This is a genomic window from Micromonospora sp. NBC_01638, assembly GCF_045209745.1.
Lineage (GTDB): Bacteria > Actinomycetota > Actinomycetes > Mycobacteriales > Micromonosporaceae > Micromonospora.
In genome coordinates this window covers 1492956-1509461 of sequence record NZ_CP109273.1, presented here as the reverse complement: position 1 = coordinate 1509461, position 16506 = coordinate 1492956, and the positions used below count along the sequence as shown (strand labels likewise).

General features: G+C 67.3%; 30 protein-coding genes. All 30 read left to right on the top strand.

Translation table 11 applies throughout. The annotated features are described in order from the left end of the window. The first annotated feature begins 304 nt into the window (after positions 1-304). The 30 genes from rpsJ (at position 305) to rpsD (ending at position 16475) form a co-directional block, all read left to right on the top strand. Positions 305-613 (top strand): 30S ribosomal protein S10, encoded by a 309-nt coding sequence (gene rpsJ, locus OG811_RS07055; protein WP_007073037.1) that lies wholly within the window; start codon positions 305-307, stop codon positions 611-613. Positions 614-624: 11 nt separating this feature from the next. Further along, entirely contained in the window at positions 625-1290 is a 666-nt protein-coding gene (gene rplC / locus OG811_RS07050; RefSeq protein ID WP_406072864.1) for a 50S ribosomal protein L3, read from the top strand. Further along, a complete protein-coding gene (gene rplD / locus OG811_RS07045) occupies positions 1287-1937 on the top strand; it encodes a 50S ribosomal protein L4 (RefSeq protein WP_007465305.1) in 651 nt (216 codons plus the stop codon). Before rplC ends, rplD begins: the two co-directional genes overlap by 4 nt. Beyond that, the gene (gene rplW, locus OG811_RS07040) at positions 1934-2236 is read left to right on the top strand and encodes a 50S ribosomal protein L23 (RefSeq protein ID WP_007465304.1); all 303 of its coding nucleotides are present in this window, start codon (positions 1934-1936) and stop codon (positions 2234-2236) included. Before rplD ends, rplW begins: the two co-directional genes overlap by 4 nt. A gap of 12 nt (positions 2237-2248) precedes the next feature. Beyond that, positions 2249-3088 (top strand): 50S ribosomal protein L2, encoded by an 840-nt coding sequence (gene rplB / locus OG811_RS07035; RefSeq protein ID WP_406072863.1) that lies wholly within the window; start codon positions 2249-2251, stop codon positions 3086-3088. A gap of 12 nt (positions 3089-3100) precedes the next feature. Next, positions 3101-3382: a 30S ribosomal protein S19 gene (rpsS, locus tag OG811_RS07030; RefSeq protein WP_007465299.1), complete on the top strand. Its 282-nt coding sequence runs from the start codon at positions 3101-3103 to the stop codon at positions 3380-3382. A 41-nt stretch (positions 3383-3423) separates the two neighbouring features. Beyond that, complete coding sequence (gene rplV, locus OG811_RS07025) at positions 3424-3882, top strand: 50S ribosomal protein L22 (protein ID WP_007465297.1); 459 nt, start codon at positions 3424-3426, stop codon at positions 3880-3882. Further along, positions 3882-4754 carry a 30S ribosomal protein S3 gene (gene rpsC / locus OG811_RS07020; protein ID WP_272613589.1) on the top strand — a complete coding sequence of 291 codons (873 nt, stop codon included), beginning with the start codon at positions 3882-3884 and terminating at the stop codon, positions 4752-4754. The genes rplV and rpsC overlap by 1 nt, the downstream gene beginning before the upstream one ends. A 3-nt stretch (positions 4755-4757) precedes the next feature. Next, complete coding sequence (rplP, locus tag OG811_RS07015) at positions 4758-5183, top strand: 50S ribosomal protein L16 (RefSeq protein WP_053653940.1); 426 nt, start codon at positions 4758-4760, stop codon at positions 5181-5183. Next, positions 5183-5419: a 50S ribosomal protein L29 gene (rpmC, locus tag OG811_RS07010; RefSeq protein WP_007465283.1), complete on the top strand. Its 237-nt coding sequence runs from the start codon at positions 5183-5185 to the stop codon at positions 5417-5419. Before rplP ends, rpmC begins: the two co-directional genes overlap by 1 nt. Then, on the top strand, positions 5416-5694 hold the full coding sequence (gene rpsQ / locus OG811_RS07005; RefSeq protein ID WP_030489590.1) for a 30S ribosomal protein S17: 279 nt from the start codon (positions 5416-5418) through the stop codon (positions 5692-5694). The genes rpmC and rpsQ overlap by 4 nt, the downstream gene beginning before the upstream one ends. 93 nt (positions 5695-5787) lie before the next feature. Beyond that, positions 5788-6156, top strand: a complete 369-nt coding sequence (gene rplN / locus OG811_RS07000; protein WP_023358185.1) for a 50S ribosomal protein L14 — start codon at positions 5788-5790, stop codon at positions 6154-6156. Continuing rightward, a complete protein-coding gene (rplX, locus tag OG811_RS06995) occupies positions 6153-6473 on the top strand; it encodes a 50S ribosomal protein L24 (protein ID WP_406072862.1) in 321 nt (106 codons plus the stop codon). Before rplN ends, rplX begins: the two co-directional genes overlap by 4 nt. Then, entirely contained in the window at positions 6473-7039 is a 567-nt protein-coding gene (gene rplE / locus OG811_RS06990) for a 50S ribosomal protein L5 (RefSeq protein ID WP_406072861.1), read from the top strand. The genes rplX and rplE overlap by 1 nt, the downstream gene beginning before the upstream one ends. A gap of 1 nt (position 7040) precedes the next feature. Further along, entirely contained in the window at positions 7041-7226 is a 186-nt protein-coding gene (locus OG811_RS06985; RefSeq protein ID WP_007465272.1) for a type Z 30S ribosomal protein S14, read from the top strand. A gap of 116 nt (positions 7227-7342) precedes the next feature. Beyond that, positions 7343-7750: a 30S ribosomal protein S8 gene (gene rpsH, locus OG811_RS06980; protein WP_007465270.1), complete on the top strand. Its 408-nt coding sequence runs from the start codon at positions 7343-7345 to the stop codon at positions 7748-7750. A 16-nt stretch (positions 7751-7766) separates the two neighbouring features. Then, positions 7767-8309, top strand: a complete 543-nt coding sequence (gene rplF, locus OG811_RS06975; protein ID WP_272613585.1) for a 50S ribosomal protein L6 — start codon at positions 7767-7769, stop codon at positions 8307-8309. Continuing rightward, positions 8306-8695, top strand: coding sequence for a 50S ribosomal protein L18 (gene rplR / locus OG811_RS06970; protein WP_272613584.1), 390 nt, complete (start codon positions 8306-8308; stop codon positions 8693-8695). Before rplF ends, rplR begins: the two co-directional genes overlap by 4 nt. 33 nt (positions 8696-8728) lie before the next feature. Beyond that, positions 8729-9343, top strand: a complete 615-nt coding sequence (rpsE, locus tag OG811_RS06965) for a 30S ribosomal protein S5 (protein ID WP_007465263.1) — start codon at positions 8729-8731, stop codon at positions 9341-9343. Continuing rightward, positions 9343-9525, top strand: coding sequence for a 50S ribosomal protein L30 (gene rpmD / locus OG811_RS06960; protein ID WP_110563092.1), 183 nt, complete (start codon positions 9343-9345; stop codon positions 9523-9525). Before rpsE ends, rpmD begins: the two co-directional genes overlap by 1 nt. Then, on the top strand, positions 9525-9968 hold the full coding sequence (gene rplO / locus OG811_RS06955) for a 50S ribosomal protein L15 (protein WP_030329906.1): 444 nt from the start codon (positions 9525-9527) through the stop codon (positions 9966-9968). Before rpmD ends, rplO begins: the two co-directional genes overlap by 1 nt. Positions 9969-10202: 234 nt before the next feature. Beyond that, complete coding sequence (secY, locus tag OG811_RS06950) at positions 10203-11531, top strand: preprotein translocase subunit SecY (protein WP_406072860.1); 1329 nt, start codon at positions 10203-10205, stop codon at positions 11529-11531. Further along, positions 11532-12185, top strand: coding sequence for an adenylate kinase (locus OG811_RS06945; RefSeq protein ID WP_406072859.1), 654 nt, complete (start codon positions 11532-11534; stop codon positions 12183-12185). 88 nt (positions 12186-12273) lie between these two features. Then, positions 12274-13125 (top strand): type I methionyl aminopeptidase, encoded by an 852-nt coding sequence (gene map / locus OG811_RS06940; RefSeq protein WP_406072858.1) that lies wholly within the window; start codon positions 12274-12276, stop codon positions 13123-13125. 202 nt (positions 13126-13327) lie between these two features. Next, entirely contained in the window at positions 13328-13915 is a 588-nt protein-coding gene (locus OG811_RS06935; RefSeq protein WP_406072857.1) for a DUF1707 domain-containing protein, read from the top strand. Between the two features lie 323 nt (positions 13916-14238). After that, positions 14239-14460 (top strand): translation initiation factor IF-1, encoded by a 222-nt coding sequence (gene infA / locus OG811_RS06930; RefSeq protein ID WP_007073013.1) that lies wholly within the window; start codon positions 14239-14241, stop codon positions 14458-14460. A gap of 90 nt (positions 14461-14550) precedes the next feature. Then, complete coding sequence (gene rpmJ / locus OG811_RS06925) at positions 14551-14664, top strand: 50S ribosomal protein L36 (RefSeq protein ID WP_406072856.1); 114 nt, start codon at positions 14551-14553, stop codon at positions 14662-14664. Positions 14665-14929: 265 nt separating this feature from the next. Then, a complete protein-coding gene (gene rpsM, locus OG811_RS06920; protein ID WP_030329917.1) occupies positions 14930-15310 on the top strand; it encodes a 30S ribosomal protein S13 in 381 nt (126 codons plus the stop codon). A gap of 117 nt (positions 15311-15427) precedes the next feature. After that, positions 15428-15835: a 30S ribosomal protein S11 gene (rpsK, locus tag OG811_RS06915; RefSeq protein WP_030329919.1), complete on the top strand. Its 408-nt coding sequence runs from the start codon at positions 15428-15430 to the stop codon at positions 15833-15835. A gap of 13 nt (positions 15836-15848) precedes the next feature. Further along, positions 15849-16475 carry a 30S ribosomal protein S4 gene (rpsD, locus tag OG811_RS06910; RefSeq protein WP_406072855.1) on the top strand — a complete coding sequence of 209 codons (627 nt, stop codon included), beginning with the start codon at positions 15849-15851 and terminating at the stop codon, positions 16473-16475. Positions 16476-16506 lie beyond the last annotated feature (31 nt).

The window sequence follows — 16506 nt, the reverse complement described above, 5'->3', positions numbered from 1 at the left end:
GTCAGGTTGCGTAACGACAGTTCGTCGCCTGTGTTCGGCTTTCGCTGAACCTCCGGGTGGCGAGGCAGTCGAGCGTGGGGTGGTTGGCGGCCCAGTCGCCAACCACCCTCGCACGGCGTTCAGGTCGCGGTAATGCGATCGGCGCCTTGACCCACCGCGCGGTCAGCACCGCTCCGGAAGCACGGGGCGGAGCCCGATCCGAGGGCGCGACACGCCCGACCGCGGGGGTCGGCGAAGTGGGCCTGTGCCAGCCGGTACAGGCGCCCGCAACACAGCGGCATCGAGAGAAGGAACAGAAGCCACCATGGCGGGACAGAAGATCCGCATCCGGCTCAAGGCCTATGACCACGAGGTCGTCGACTCCTCGGCTCGGAAGATCGTCGAGACGGTGACGCGCACCGGGGCGCAGGTCGCGGGCCCGGTGCCGCTGCCCACGGAGATCAACCGTTTCTGCGTTATCCGCTCGCCGCACAAGTACAAGGACTCGCGCGAGCACTTCGAGATGCGCACGCACAAGCGGCTGATCGACATCATCGACCCGACCCCGAAGACGGTCGACTCGCTCATGCGCCTCGACCTGCCGGCTGGCGTCGACATCGAGATCAAGCTGTAGGGACCGGACAAATGGACAGGCAAGTCAAGGGGATCCTGGGCGCCAAGCTCGGCATGACCCAGGTCTGGGACAACAACCGTGTTGTTCCCGTGACCGTGGTCGAGGCCGGCCCGTGCGTCATCAGCCAGGTTCGTAGCGCCGAGAAGGACGGTTACTCCGCGGTCCAGCTGGCCTACGGCATCATCGACCCGCGCAAGGTCAAGAAGCCGATCAGCGGGCACTACGCCAAGGCGGACGTGGCGCCGCGCCGGCACATCGTCGAGCTGCGCACCACGGACGCTGGGGAATACTCGCTCGGCCAGGAAGTCACGGTCGAGGAGTTCCCGGCCGGCGTCACCATCGACGTCACCGGCAAGACCAAGGGCAAGGGTTACGCCGGCCCGATGAAGCGGCACGGCTTCCACGGCCTGCGCGCCAGCCACGGTGTCGAGCGTAAGCACCGCTCGCCCGGCTCCATCGGCGCCTGCGCCACTCCGGGTCGTGTCTTCAAGGGCACCCGGATGGCCGGCCGCATGGGTGGCGTGCGGTACACCGTGCAGAACCTCACCGTCCAGGCGGTCGACACCGAGAACAACCTCCTGCTCGTCCGGGGTGCCATTCCTGGCCCCAAGGGCGCGCTGGTTCTGGTCCGTACCGCGGCCAAGAACAAGGCGAAGAAGGGCGGTGCGGCCAAGTGACCACCGTTGACGTGCGCACCGTCGAAGGCACCACCAGCAGCTCGGTCGAGCTGCCGGCGGACATCTTCGACGTGCAGGCCAACGTCGCGCTGATGCACCAGGTCGTGGTGGCCCAGCTCGCGGCGGCCCGACAGGGCACGCACAAGGCCAAGACCCGCGGCGAGGTCGCCGGTGGCGGCAAGAAGCCGTACAAGCAGAAGGGCACCGGTCGCGCCCGGCAGGGCTCGATCCGCGCGCCGCAGTTCGCCGGCGGTGGCGTTGTGCACGGTCCCGTGCCGCGCGACTACAGCCAGCGGACCCCGAAGAAGATGAAGGCCGCCGCGCTGCGCGGTGCCCTCTCGGACCGGGCTCGCGCCGGGCAGGTGCACGTCGTCGAGGCGTTCGTCTCGGGCGAGAAGCCGTCGACCAAGGCGGCCCTGGCCACGCTGACCAAGCTCACCGAGGCCCGTCGGGTCCTGGTCGTGCTGAGCAGCACCGACGAGCTGAACTGGGTGTCGCTGCGCAACGAGCCGCGCGTGCACCTGATCGAGTCCGGCCAGCTGAACACGTACGACGTGCTGGTGGCCGACGACGTGGTCTTCACCAAGGACGCCCTGGACGAGTTCCTGGGCGTGCCCGCCGAGACCACCGAGGAGGGTGGCAAGTGAGCACCATCGCCGACCCGCGCGACATCATCGTGGCGCCGGTCGTCTCGGAGAAGAGCTACAGCGAGCTGAACCGGAACTGGTACACCTTCCTGGTGCACCCGGACGCGAACAAGACCGAGATCAAGATCGCTATCCAGCAGATCTTCAACGTCCGCGTCCTGACGGTCAACACGCTCAACCGCCAGGGTAAGCGCAAGCGCACCAAGACCGGTTTCGGTCAGCGCAAGGCGACCAAGCGGGCGATCGTGAAGCTGGCTGACGGTGACCGTATCGAGGCCTTCGGCGGCCCGGTCAGCTGAGGGGTGTAGACAATGGCTATCCGTAAATACAAGCCGACGACGCCGGGCCGACGTGGCTCCAGCGTCGCTGACTTCGCCGAGATCACCCGGTCCACGCCGGAAAAGTCGCTACTGGCTCCGCTGCCGAAGAAGGGCGGGCGTAACGCCCACGGCCGGATCACCACGCGACACCACGGTGGCGGTCACAAGCGTCAGTACCGTCTGATCGACTTCAAGCGGGTCGACAAGGACGGCGTGCCGGCAAAGGTCGCTCACATCGAGTACGACCCGAACCGCACGGCGCGCATCGCGCTGCTGCACTACGCCGACGGCGAGAAGCGGTACATCCTCGCGCCGAAGGACATCAAGCAGGGCGACCGCGTCGAGTCCGGTCCGGGCGCCGACATCAAGCCGGGTAACAACCTGCCGCTGCGCAACATCCCGGTCGGTACCTCGATCCACAACGTGGAGCTGCGTCCGGGCGGCGGGGCCAAGCTGGCCCGTTCCGCGGGCGTCGGCATCCAGCTGCTCGGCCGCGAGGGCGCGTACGCGACCCTGCGTATGCCGTCCGGCGAGATCCGGCGTGTGGACGTGCGCTGCCGCGCCAGCATCGGCGAGATCGGCAACGCCGACCAGTCGAACATCAACTGGGGCAAGGCCGGCCGGATGCGGTGGAAGGGCAAGCGCCCGACCGTCCGTGGTGTCGCCATGAACCCGGTCGACCACCCGCACGGTGGTGGTGAGGGTAAGACCTCCGGTGGTCGCCACCCGGTCAACCCGCAGGGTAAGCCCGAGGGCCGCACCCGCCGTAAGGGCCAGCCGAGTGACCGGCTGATCGTCCGCCGCCGCTACGCCACGCGTAAGCGCGGCTGAGGGAGATAAGACATGCCTCGCAGCCTGAAGAAGGGCCCGTTCGTAGACGACCACCTGCTCAAGAAGGTGGAAGTACAGAACGACAAGGGCTCCAAGAACGTGATCAAGACCTGGTCGCGGCGCTCGACGATCATCCCCGAGATGCTGGGGCACACGATCGCCGTGCACGACGGACGCAAGCACGTCCCGGTGTTCGTGACCGAGGCGATGGTCGGGCACAAGCTCGGCGAGTTCGCGCTGACCCGCACTTTCAAGGGTCACGAGAAGGACGACCGGAAGAGCCGTCGGCGCTGACGCCGCGGGCATACGGATAGAGGGAACAAGGGGTTACAGCGATGCCAGGAAAGGGCGACGCTCCGGTGCTTCCGGGCGCGCGGGCGGTTGCGCGGCACGTGCGCATCTCGCCGATGAAGGCGCGCCGGGTGGTCAACCTCGTCCGCGGCCTGCCCGCGAAGGAGGCGCTCACGGTGCTGCAGTTCGCGCCGCAGGCTGCGAGCGAGCAGGTGTACAAGGTGCTCGCTAGCGCGATCGCCAACGCGGAGAACAACGAGCGGCTGGACCCCGACGCGCTGCTCGTCAGCGAGGCCTTCGTTGACGAGGGCCCGACGATGAAGCGGTTCCAGCCGCGGGCGCAGGGTCGGGCGTACCGAATCCGCAAGCGCACCTGCCACATCACCGTGGCGGTCGAAGCGGTCGCGCCGGCAGCGCCGAGGAAGGCCGCGGCGAAGAAGGCCGCCCCGGCCACGGAGGCCGCACCGGCCGAAGCGCAGAGCAAGACGGAGGACGCCGAGTAATGGGTCAGAAGGTTCACCCCACTGGGTTCCGGCTCGGCATCTCGACCGACTGGAAGTCCCGCTGGTTCGCGGACAAGCTCTACAAGGACTACATCGGCGAGGATGTCAAGATCCGCCGCATGATGTCCAAGGGCCTCGAGCGTGCCGGGATTTCCAAGGTCGACATCGAGCGCACCCGCGACCGGGTCCGGGTCGACATCCACACCGCCCGGCCGGGCATTGTCATCGGCCGTAAGGGTGCGGAGGCCGACCGGATCCGCGGCGAGCTGGAGAAGCTCACCGGCAAGCAGGTTCAGCTGAACATCATCGAGGTGAAGAACCCCGAGTCGGACGCTCAGCTTGTTGCGCAGGGCGTGGCCGAGCAGCTGTCCAGCCGGGTCAGCTTCCGTCGGGCGATGCGTAAGGCCATGCAGTCGGCGATGAAGAACCCGGTCTGCAAGGGCATCCGGGTTCAGGTCTCGGGTCGCCTCGGCGGCGCCGAGATGAGCCGGACCGAGTTCTACCGTGAGGGCCGGGTTCCGCTGCACACGCTGCGGGCCAACATCGAGTACGGCTTCTTCGAGGCCCGTACCACGTTCGGCCGGATCGGTGTGAAGGTCTGGATCTACAAGGGCGACGCCGTCATGGGCCGGGAGACTCCGGCCGAGGCCGGTCCGTCCCGCCCGCGTCGTGGTGAGCGTGGCGACCGTCCCGAGCGTCCGCGTCGTGGCCGGTCGGGTTCGTCCGGCACCACGGCCGGTGGCACCGAGGCTGGCCGGGCTGCTGCGACCACCATCGCGCAGCAGGCCGAGACGCCGAGCGGCGAGCCGGTCGACAGCGCAGCTGTCGCCGCCACGGCTTCCGCTCCGGCAGAAACGCAGCAGGAGGGCTGACAGATGCTGATGCCGCGCAAGCCCCCGAAGGGCTTCCGCAAGCCGCACCACCCGGACCGCAGTGGCGCGTCCAAGGGTGGTAACCGGGTGGTGTTCGGCGAGTTCGGGATCCAGGCTCTCGAGCCGGCGTACGTGACCAACCGACAGATCGAGTCGGCGCGTATCGCGATGACTCGCCACATCAAGCGTGGTGGCAAGGTCTGGATCACGATCTTCCCGGACCAGGCCCTCACCAAGAAGCCTGCCGAGACCCGGATGGGTTCCGGCAAGGGCTCGCCCGAGTGGTGGGTCGCCAACGTCAAGCCGGGGCGGGTTCTCTTCGAGATGTCCTTCCCCAACGAGCAGACCGCGCGAGAGGCTATGCGTCGCGCGATCCACAAGCTCCCGATGAAGTGCCGCATTGTTACGCGCGAAGTGGGTGAATCCTGATGGCAGCGGGCGTTAAGGCGACCGAGCTGCGTGAGCTCTCCGAAGAGGAGCTGGTCACGAAGCTGCGGGAGGCCAAGGCGGAGCTGTTCAACCTCCGCGTGCAGGCCGCAACCGGGCAGCTGGACAACAACCGGCGGTTGCAGGTCATCCGTCGGGAGATCGCCCGGATCTACACGATCATGCGCGAGCGCGAGCTGGGGCTCTCGGCCGCGCCGACTGAGGTGACTGCATCATGACCGAAGAGACCGCCACCGCCGCCGCGCGGTCGCGCCGCAAGGTCCGCGAGGGCCTGGTGATCAGCGACAAGATGGACAAGACCGTCGTTGTCGAGGTCGAGGACCGGGTTCGGCACGCGCTGTACGGCAAGATCATGCGCCGTACGGCCAAGCTGAAGGTGCACGACGAGCAGAACGCCGCTGGCACCGGTGACCGGGTTCTCATCATGGAGACCCGGCCGCTGAGCGCCACCAAGCGTTGGCGGATCGTGGAGATCCTGGAAAAGGCTAAGTAGCGAAGGCTCGAGCCCGGCGTTGCGTCGGGCGTAGGTTCCGCCAGGCTCCGGCCGCTACGGCGGCCGGAGAACCGGCAGACATAGGAGATAGACGTGATTCAGCAGGAGTCGCGACTGCGCGTCGCTGACAACACGGGTGCTCGGGAGATCCTTTGCATCCGGGTTCTCGGTGGCTCGGGTCGGCGCTACGCGAGCATTGGCGACGTCATCGTGGCCACGGTCAAGGACGCGATCCCGGGTGCCGGTGTGAAGAAGGGCGACGTCGTCAAGGCGGTCATCGTTCGCACGGCCAAGGAGAGGCGCCGGCCGGACGGCTCGTACATCCGCTTCGACGAGAACGCCGCCGTCATCATCAAGGACGGCGGGGACCCGCGTGGTACCCGCATCTTCGGCCCGGTGGGCCGGGAGCTGCGGGACAAGCGGTTCATGAAGATTATTTCCCTCGCGCCGGAGGTGTTGTGACCGTGAAGGTCAAGAAGGGCGACACGGTCGTCATCATCGCCGGCAAGGACAAGGGTGCCAAGGGCAAGGTCATTGTGGCCTACCCGCGGCAGGACAAGATCCTGGTCGAGGGCGTGAACCGGGTCAAAAAGCACACTCGAATCAGCACCACCCAGCGTGGCGCCAAGACCGGCGGCATCGTCACTCAGGAGGCCCCGATCCACGTCTCGAACGTGCAGGTCCTGGACTCCGACGGCAAGCCGACCCGTGTCGGTTACCGGTTCGACGACAACGGCCAGAAGGTCCGCATCGCGCGTAGCACCGGTAAGGACCTGTGATGACCACGGCTACCGAAAAGACCATGCCGCGCCTCAAGGAGCGGTACCGCAACGAGATCGTGGCCCAGCTGCGTGAGCAGCACAGCTACGGCAACCCCATGCAGGTGCCGCGGCTGGTCAAGATCGTCGTCAACATGGGTGTCGGCGAGGCTGCTCGCGACGCCAAGCTGATCGACGGTGCGGTCCGCGACCTCGCCACGATCACCGGCCAGAAGCCGCAGGTGCGGCGGGCGACCAAGTCCATCGCGCAGTTCAAGCTCCGCGAGGGCATGCCGATCGGCGCGAAGGTCACCCTTCGTGGCGACCGGATGTGGGAGTTCATGGACCGGCTGCTCTCCATCGCGCTGCCGCGTATCCGCGACTTCCGCGGCTTGGACGGGCGCAAGCTGGACGGGCACGGCAACTACACGTTCGGTCTGACCGAGCAGTCTGCGTTCCACGAGATCGACCAGGACCGGATCGATCGCCAGCGGGGCATGGACATCACGGTGGTCACCACCGCCACGACCGACGACGAGGGCCGGGCGCTGCTCAAGCTCCTGGGCTTCCCGTTCAAGGAGAACTGAGATGGCCAAGAAGGCGCTGATCATCAAGGCGGCCGCGAAGCCGAAGTTCTCGGTTCGCGCGTACACCCGCTGCCAGCGGTGCGGGCGTCCGAAGGCGGTCTACCGCAAGTTCGGGCTCTGCCGGGTCTGCATCCGGGAGATGGCTCACCGCGGTGAGCTGCCGGGCGTGTCCAAGGCTTCCTGGTAAGGGCGACCGCGTCCCGGCCGTCGGCCGGGAACTCCTGCACCGATTAGGTATTGCTCTTCGCCGTAGGCCCGGGGCTGATGCTCCGGGAACCCCGGCGAGAAAGGCTGACGAAATCCATGACGATGACCGACCCGATCGCAGACATGCTCACGCGTCTGCGTAACGCCAACCAGGCGTACCACGATCAGGTGAAGATGCCCTACTCCAAGATCAAGGCGAACATCGCCGAGGTCCTGAAGGCCGAGGGTTACATCGCCACCTGGTCGGTCGAGGAGCCCGAGGAGGGCGCCGTCGGCAAGCGACTGGTCGTCGAGCTCAAGTACGGCCAGAACCGCGAGCGGAGCCTGGCCGGCATCAAGCGCGTGTCCAAGCCCGGTCTCCGGGTGTACGCCAAGTCGGACGGGCTCCCGCGGGTGCTCGGTGGGCTGGGCGTGGCGATCATTTCGACGTCCCAGGGGCTGCTGACCGACCGGCAGGCCCGCAAGCGGAGTGTTGGCGGGGAAGTCCTCGCCTTCGTCTGGTAACGGGAGACAGGTAGAAATGTCGCGAATTGGACGTAAGTCGATCCCGGTGCCAGCCGGCGTCGACATCACGATCGACGGGCAGACCGTCAAGGTCAAGGGCCCCAAGGGCCAGCTCCAGCACACCCTCGCCGAGCCGATCTCGATCGAGCGGGCCGAGGATGGGCAGCTGAGCGTCAACCGGCCGAACGACGAGCGCAAGGCCAAGGAACTCCACGGCCTGAGCCGTACGCTGGTTGCAAACATGATCGTCGGGGTCACCGAGGGCTACCGTAAGAGCCTGGAGATCGCCGGCACCGGTTACCGGGTCACCGCCAAGGGTTCGGACCTTGAGTTCGCCCTCGGGTTCTCGCACCCGGTGATCGTCCCCGCCCCGGCGGGCATCACCTTCACGGTGGAGCGGCCGACCCTGTTCCACGTGGCTGGCATCGACAAGCAGCAGGTCGGTGAGGTCGCCGCCAACATCCGGAAGATCCGCCCGCCGGAGCCCTACAAGGGCAAGGGCGTCAAGTACCAGGGCGAGGTCATCCGCCGCAAGGCTGGAAAGGCAGGTAAGAAGTGAGCGCCACGCTGCTCAAGCGCCGCCGCGGCGTCGCCGCCAAGCGCGCCGTTGGGCGTGCGCGTCGGCACTTCCGCGTCCGCAAGAACGTCAGCGGCACGGCCGAGCGTCCACGCCTGGTCGTCACCCGCTCGCTGCGGCACATGGTCGCCCAGGTCGTCGACGACACCAAGGGTCACACCCTGGCGTCGGCGTCGAGCCTGGACGCCTCGCTGCGCGGTGCCGAGGGCGACAAGAGCGCCCTTGCCGGCAAGGTGGGCGCGCTGCTCGCCGAGCGGGCCAAGGCCGCCGGCGTCTCCAAGGTCGTCTTCGACCGCGGTGGCAACCGGTACGCGGGGCGAGTCGCCGCGCTTGCCGACGCCGCCCGCGAAGCCGGGCTCGAGTTCTAACAACCCCGTCACGAGAGATAAGGAAGGCTGCTGATGCCAGGTCAACAGCGCCGTGGCGGCGGGTCCGGTGGCAACGAGGGTGGTCGCCGCGACAACCGCCGTGAGGGCGGCCGCGGAAACGCGCCCGTCGAGAAGACCCCGCACCTTGAGCGGGTCGTCGCGATCAACCGCGTCGCCAAGGTCGTGAAGGGTGGTCGTCGCTTCAGCTTCACCGCCCTCGTGATCGTGGGTGACGGCGACGGCACGGTGGGCGTGGGCTACGGAAAGGCCAAGGAGGTGCCCGCGGCTATCGCCAAGGGTGTCGAGGAGGCCAAGAAGCACTTCTTCAAGGTCCCCCGGATCGGTCAGTCGATCCCGCACCCGGTGACGGGCGAGGACGCCGCTGGTGTGGTGCTGCTCAAGCCGGCTTCGGCCGGTACGGGTGTCATCGCCGGCGGTCCGGTGCGCGCCGTGCTGGAGTGCGCCGGGATCCACGACGTGCTCTCGAAGAGCCTCGGCTCGTCGAACCCGATCAACATCGTGCACGCCACCGTGGCTGCCCTGAAGGGGCTTGAGTCCCCCGAGCAGGTCGCGGCGCGTCGTGGCCTGCCGGTGGAGGACGTCGCGCCGGCCGCCATGCTGGCGTCGCGTGCGGGGGTGGCGCGCTGATGGCACGTCTGAAGGTCACCCAGGTCCGGTCCGTTATCGGGACCAAGCAGAACCAGCGTGATTCGCTGCGTTCGCTCGGTCTCAAGCGGATCAATGACGTGGTGGTCAAGGAGGACCGGCCCGAGATCCGCGGCATGATCTTCACTGTGAACCACCTCGTGAAGGTCGAGGAGGTCGAGTAATGACGATCAAGGTGCACCACCTGCGCCCGGCACCCGGTTCCAAGACCGCGAAGACCCGTGTGGGTCGCGGTGAGGGTTCCAAGGGCAAGACCGCTGGCCGCGGTACCAAGGGCTCCAAGGCCCGCAAGAACATCTCGGCGGCGTTCGAGGGTGGGCAGATGCCCATCCACATGCGCCTGCCGAAGATGAAGGGCTTCAAGAACAAGTTCAAGGTGGTCTTCCAGGTGGTCAACCTGGACCGACTCGCTGAGCTGTTCCCGAACGGTGGCCAGGTCGGCCCGCTGGAGCTCGTCGAGTCCGGCGCGGTCCGCAAGGGTCACCCGGTCAAGGTCCTCGGCACCGGGGACCTCGGCGGTGTGGCGCTCCAGGTGTCTGCGCACGCGTTCAGTGCGTCGGCCAAGGAGAAGATCGCTGCCGCCGGTGGCTCCGTCACCGAGCTGTAAGGCGTACCACTCCATGGCGCCCGTCCAGTTGTGAGCAACTGACGGGCGCCATGGTCTGCCTGGGCATTGAGCACCCGGTAATATCGGAATTGATTTATGTAGCCGGGCGCATCTGCCCGGACCGGGGTGAGGCTGTTAGAGTCCCATCCCAGCCATGGATTGCGGGCACTCGCCCGTGATTCACCCCGACCCGCCAGGGATCACCGGCGGCCCGCCTCGCGCAGGAGGAAGAAGTTGCTGTCCGCCTTTCTCAGTGCGTTCCGTACGCCTGACCTGCGCAAGAAGCTGCTGTTCACAGTAGGCATCATTGCGGTCTACCGGCTGGGTGCAACGCTCCCCAGCCCGGGCGTCTCGTACGGCAACGTGCAGAAGTGCCTCGACTCCATCCAGGGTGGCACCACCGGGGTCGTGAACCTGCTCAACCTCTTCTCCGGCGGAGCGCTGCTACAGCTCTCGGTCTTCGCGCTGGGCATCATGCCCTACATCACCGCGTCGATCATCCTGCAGCTGTTGACCGTCGTGATCCCGCGCCTTGAGCAGCTCCGCAAGGAGGGCCAGGCCGGTCAGGCGAAGATTACCCAGTACACGCGCTATCTGACCCTGGGTCTCGGTGTGCTGCAGGCCTCGGCGTTCGTGGCCCTGGCCCGCTCGGGGCAGCTCTTCCAGGGCAAGTGCAACCAGTTCCCGATCATCCCCACCGGCACCGGCATCCCGAACTGGCTGACCCTGTCCATCCTGGTGATGACGATGACCGCCGGCACCGGCATGGTCATGTGGCTCGGTGAGCTGATCACCGACCGCGGCGTCGGCAACGGCATGTCCGTCCTGATCTTCACCTCGATCGCGGCGCGGCTGCCCAGCGAGGGTTGGCAGATCAAGACCAGCAAGGGCTGGGGCATGTTCGCGCTGGTCATCGCGCTGGTCCTGGTGGTCATCACCGCGGTCACCTTCATCGAGCAGTCGCAGCGCCGCATCCCGGTGCAGTACGCCAAGCGGATGATCGGCCGGCGGATGTACGGCGGCACCTCGACCTACATCCCGCTCAAGGTCAACCAGGCCGGTGTGATCCCGGTCATCTTCGGCTCGTCGCTGCTCTACCTGCCGCAGTTGGCTCTGCAGTTCTTCGACCAGACCGATCCGGGCAAGACCCACGTGTGGATCCAGAACCACCTGGTCAACCCGAGCAGCCCGATCTACATCGCGGTCTACTTCCTGCTGATCATCTTCTTTACGTACTTCTACGTCTCGATCACGTTCAACCCGACCGAGGTCGCGGACAACATGAAGAAGTACGGCGGGTTCGTGCCGGGCATCCGCCCGGGCAAGCCCACGGCCGACTACCTGGACTTCATCCTCAGCCGGATCACCCTGCCGGGCGCGCTCTACCTCGGCACCGTCTCGATCCTGCCGAACTTCTTCTTCATCTGGCTGGACAACCAGCAGTACCAGAACTTCCCGTTCGGCGGCACCGCTGTGCTCATCATGGTCGGCGTCGGTCTGGAGACCGTGAAGCAGATCGAGAGCCAACTCATGCAGCGGAACTACGAAGGGTTCCTGCGGTAGATGAGACTCGTTCTGGTTGGGCCGCCAGGTGCGGGCAAGGGCACGCAGGCCGAGTTCATCGCCGCACACCTGTCGGTGCCCAAGATTTCGACCGGAGACATCTTCCGGTCGAACGTCACCCAGGGCACGCCGCTCGGTGTCGAGGCAAAGCGGTACATGGATGCTGGCGAGCTGGTTCCGGACGAGGTCACCATCAACATGGTCCGGGACCGGCTGGCCGAGCCCGACGCCAGCGAGGGTTTTCTGCTCGACGGGTTCCCGCGGACCACTCCGCAGGCTGCCGCCCTGGACAAGCTCCTCGCCGATCTGGGCACCGCCCTGGATCTGGTCCTGGAGCTGGTGGTCGACGACGACGAAGTGATCCGGCGACTGTCCGGTCGGCGTACCTGCCGGGGCTGCGGCAAGATCTGGCACGTCGAGTTCGACGCCACCACCCGGTCCGGCATCTGTGACCGGTGCGGCGCCGAGCTGTTCCAGCGCGACGACGACAAGCCGGAGACGATCGCCACGCGGCTGCGCGAATACAGCGAGAAGACGGCTCCCCTGGTCGACTACTACGGCGCCCAGGGCAAGCTGGTCGGGATCGACGCCACCGGCCCGGTGGAGGACGTCACCACCCGGGCCATAGACGCGCTGCGGTCGTACGGCGGCTGAGGTCCTCCCCGGGCCACGGCGGATAGAGTGCGAACAGCGGGGTACGCGTGACGTGCCCCGCTGTTCGGCAACGAAAGGTAATCGCTCCATGCGTCGTCCCCAGCTGGACATCCAGCTGAAGACCCCTGACCAGATCGAGAAGATGCGGGCCGCCGGGCTGGTGGTGGCCCAGGCGCTCCGCCGGATGCGGGAGGCTGTCGCCCCCGGTGTGAGCACTGCCGATCTGGACGCCATCGCCGAGTCGACCATCCGCGAGGCGGGTGGCGTTCCGTCGTTCAAGGGCTATCACGGTTTTCCGGCGTCGATCTGCTCCTCGGTCAACGAGCAGATCGTGCACGCCATCCCGTCGCCGGAGCAGGTGCTCCAGGCCGGTGATCTGATCTCCATCGACTGCGGTGCGGTGCTGGACGGGTGGCACGGCGACTCCGCGATCACCGTCGGGGTCGGCGACGTCGACCCGGCGCTGCTGAAGATGGCCGAGGTCGCCGAAGACGCGATGTGGGCCGGCATCGCCGCGGCGGCGCGGGGCGCGGCCAGCGGCAAGGGCCGACTCACCGACATCTCGCACGCGGTGGAGACCGCCGTTCGTAAGGGCGGCCGGTACGGCATCGTCGACGGCTACGGCGGGCACGGCATCGGCACCGAGATGCACCAGGATCCGCACGTGCTCAACCACGGTCGGCCGGGCAAGGGGCCACGACTGGTTCCCGGCATGGCGTTGGCCATCGAGCCGATGATCACGATGGCGTCGCCGCGTACGGTCGAGTTGGCCGACGGGTGGACGGTGGTCACCCGGGACGGCTCGGTGGCGGCACACGTCGAGCACTCGATGGCTCTGCTGCCGGATGGGGTCTGGGTGCTCACCGCGTTCGACGGGGGCCGGACCCGCCTGGGTGACCTGGTCACCGCGCGTCAGCCCGCCGCCTCAACAACCCCCTAACCCTCCACCCCCACCCCCACCCGACCCCGACCCCGTTGATCATGAAGTTATTGCCTCCGACAGCGGCGCGTCATGGCAATAACTTCATGATCAACCGGTGTCAGGGGGGATCGCTGCTGGACCGAGGGCGGGGCTCGGGCTGGTGATCAAGGTGGGGTTACCGGGGGGACGCTACGGGCGTGTGGGTGGCATGCTTGCCGGCATGGACGGGCAGGGCGGAATGCGAGCTGCGGACGCGGACCGTGCGGCGGTGGCCGACCGGTTGCGGGTCGCCCTCAACGAGGGTCGATTGGACCTGCACGAGTACGACGAGCGGTTGCAGCGGGCCTACGCGGCGCGCACGTACGCCGACCTGGAGGCTCTGCTCACCGATCTGCCGCCGGTGACGCCGTCGCAGTCGTCGGTCCTGGCGCCGGCCTCGGGCACCGTGCCGACTGTCAGCCCTCTGGGCGGCCAGCCCGCTCAGGTGCCGGCCGGTGGCGTCACCGCCCGCTGGTTGGGTGAGGTGTGGTTCCCGTACCTGAGGGTGCTCGCCATCGTGGTGACCATCTGGGCGGTGACGTCGCTGCTCAGCCGGCAGGCGCTCTACTTCTGGCCGGCCTGGGTGGCGGGGCCCTGGGGCGCGGTGCTGGTGGTCCGTACGGTCACGGGGTTGGCCGGGGGAGAGCCCCGGCGTCAGGCGATCGAGCGGGAGCGTAGGCGGCAGCGCAAGCGGGCGAAGCGGGAACGTCGGCGGGAGTTGCGTGCCGGTGAATCGGACGAACGGGACGACCCGCAGCCGGCTGGCTGACCGCCGACGGCGGCGGAGTTGCTGCCACCGCCCGGTCGTCGACGACCTGGGCCGCCGGCCGACGGATGGTCTTGTGAAGATCATCAGGGCCCCCGGCGAGGGCTCCGCACCCGCCACGGCGGCGCGATGGGTGGCCGGTTTGGCGACCGGCCGGAGGCGGGCGTACACTTTCAGATCGGCGCACAGCGTCCACTCCGGCATGCCCACCCTGCGCTTCGGTGGGACCTGGAGCCGCGGCTGGCGCGGGCTTCTGATTTTGGGTCAGATCCCGTGTAAGACGTTGTGGGCCGCCCGGAGCAATCGACGTCAGGACAGCGGAGGACATGCCGAAAAAAGACGGAGCCATTGAGATCGAGGGTCGGGTCATCGAGCCCCTGCCGAACGCCATGTTCCGGGTGGAGCTCGCGAATGGCCACAAGGTGTTGGCTCACATCAGCGGAAAGATGCGGCAGCACTACATCCGCATCCTTCCGGAGGACCGGGTCGTCGTCGAACTTTCGCCGTACGACCTGACCCGCGGGCGCATCGTCTACCGCTACAAGTAGTCCTGACGACGGCCGGGAAGTCCGTGTCCGTCTTCGACGTCCGGTGTCGCGCATCGCGCGTCCCCGGGCCAGATGGGAAGTAAGGCAACCGTGAAGGTCAAGCCGAGCGTCAAGAGGATCTGCAACAAGTGCCAGGTGATCCGCCGGCACGGCCGGGTCATCGTCATCTGCACCGACCCGCGCCACAAACAGCGCCAGGGCTGATTCAGCCCAGCCGGCCGGAACGCGGCCGGGTGGTGTTGGCCCGGGGCAGATCCCCAGCGACACACAACACACATGCTCGTCCCAGCCACGAGCGGTACGCGAGACGTACTTCTGCGTGGTTGACCCCCGGTCGGAGGCCGGGGCCCGCTCGGGCAGCGACCGATCCCGGTCGCCGGCGCTCACCGCGTCGGAAAGACGGGACGGCCGGTAGCGGGGTGGGACGGGTCCACACCTCCGCCACACATCACGAGGAGTACGCCCGCACATGGCACGTCTAGTCGGCGTGGATCTCCCCCGCGAGAAGCGGTTGGAGATCGCGCTCACCTACATCTTCGGGGTCGGTCGCACCCGTGCCCTGGAGACACTCGCCGCCACCGGCATCTCGCCGGACAAGCGCGCTCGGGACCTCACGGACGAGGAGCTCGTGCAGCTCCGCGACCACATCGAGGGCAATTACAAGGTTGAAGGCGACCTGCGCCGCGAGGTCGCCGCTGACATCCGCCGCAAGGTTGAGATCGGCTGCTACGCCGGCATCCGGCACCGCCGGGGCCTGCCCGTGCGTGGCCAGCGGACCAAGACCAATGCACGGACCCGCAAGGGCCCGAAGCGGACCGTCGCCGGCAAGAAGAAGCCCGGCAAGAAGTAATTCTTTAACCGGAATTCTGGTCGTTCTCCGCCGAGGTAGGCCGGGCTCCAACCGGAACCGGTGTCTACGTCATCAAACGGGGCGACAAGCCAAACCCATTCAGGAGCGCACAGACTTATGCCACCGAAGGCTCGTGCCGGAGCCGCTGTCAAGAAGGTCCGGCGCAAGGAACGCAAAAACGTCGCCCACGGGCAGGCGCACATCAAGAGCACGTTCAACAACACCATCGTGTCCATCACGGACCCGACCGGTGCGGTCATTTCCTGGGCCTCCGCTGGCCAGGTGGGCTTCAAGGGCTCCCGCAAGTCGACTCCGTTCGCCGCGCAGCTGGCCGCCGAGGCCGCCGCGCGTCGCGCCATGGAGCACGGCATGCGCAAGGTCGACGTGTTCGTCAAGGGCCCCGGCTCCGGCCGGGAGACCGCCATCCGTTCGCTGCAGGCCGTGGGCCTCGAGGTCGGGCAGATCGCCGACGTCACCCCGCAGCCGCACAACGGATGCCGTCCGCCGAAGCGTCGCCGGGTCTGAGAGGTAGAGAGAGATGGCTCGTTACACCGGTGCTGACTGCCGCCGTTGCCGGCGGGAGAAGATGAAGCTGTTCCTCAAGGGCAGCAAGTGCGATGGTCCGAAGTGCCCGTTCGAGTCCCGGCCGTTCCCGCCCGGGCAGCACGGCCGCGGCCGCACCAAGGAGACGGAGTACCTGCTCCAGCTCCGTGAGAAGCAGAAGGCTCGCCGCGTCTATGGCGTGCTGGAGAAGCAGTTCCGCGGTTACTACGAGGAAGCCGTTGGCAAGCAGGCCAAGACCGGTGAGGTCCTCCTGCAGATCCTCGAGTCGCGGCTGGACAACGTCGTTTACCGGGCCGGCTACGCCCACTCGCGGGACATGGCCCGCCAGTTGGTCAAGCACGGTCACTTCACGGTGAACGGCAAGAAGGTCGACATCCCGTCGTACCGCGTGAAGGAGCACGACATCGTCGAGGTTCGGGGCAAGAGCAAGGAGCTCACCCCGTTCGTCGTCGCGCAGGCTCAGGCCGGCTCGAGGGCGGTTCCGGCGTGGCTTGAGGCCATCCCGAGCCAGATGAAGGTTCTCGTGCACTCCCTCCCGGCCCGGCAGGTCATCGACACGCAGGTCCAGGAACAGCTGATCGTCGAGCTCTACTCCAAGTAGTCCGAGCTCGTTCGGTGGCCCGCCCCTCGGG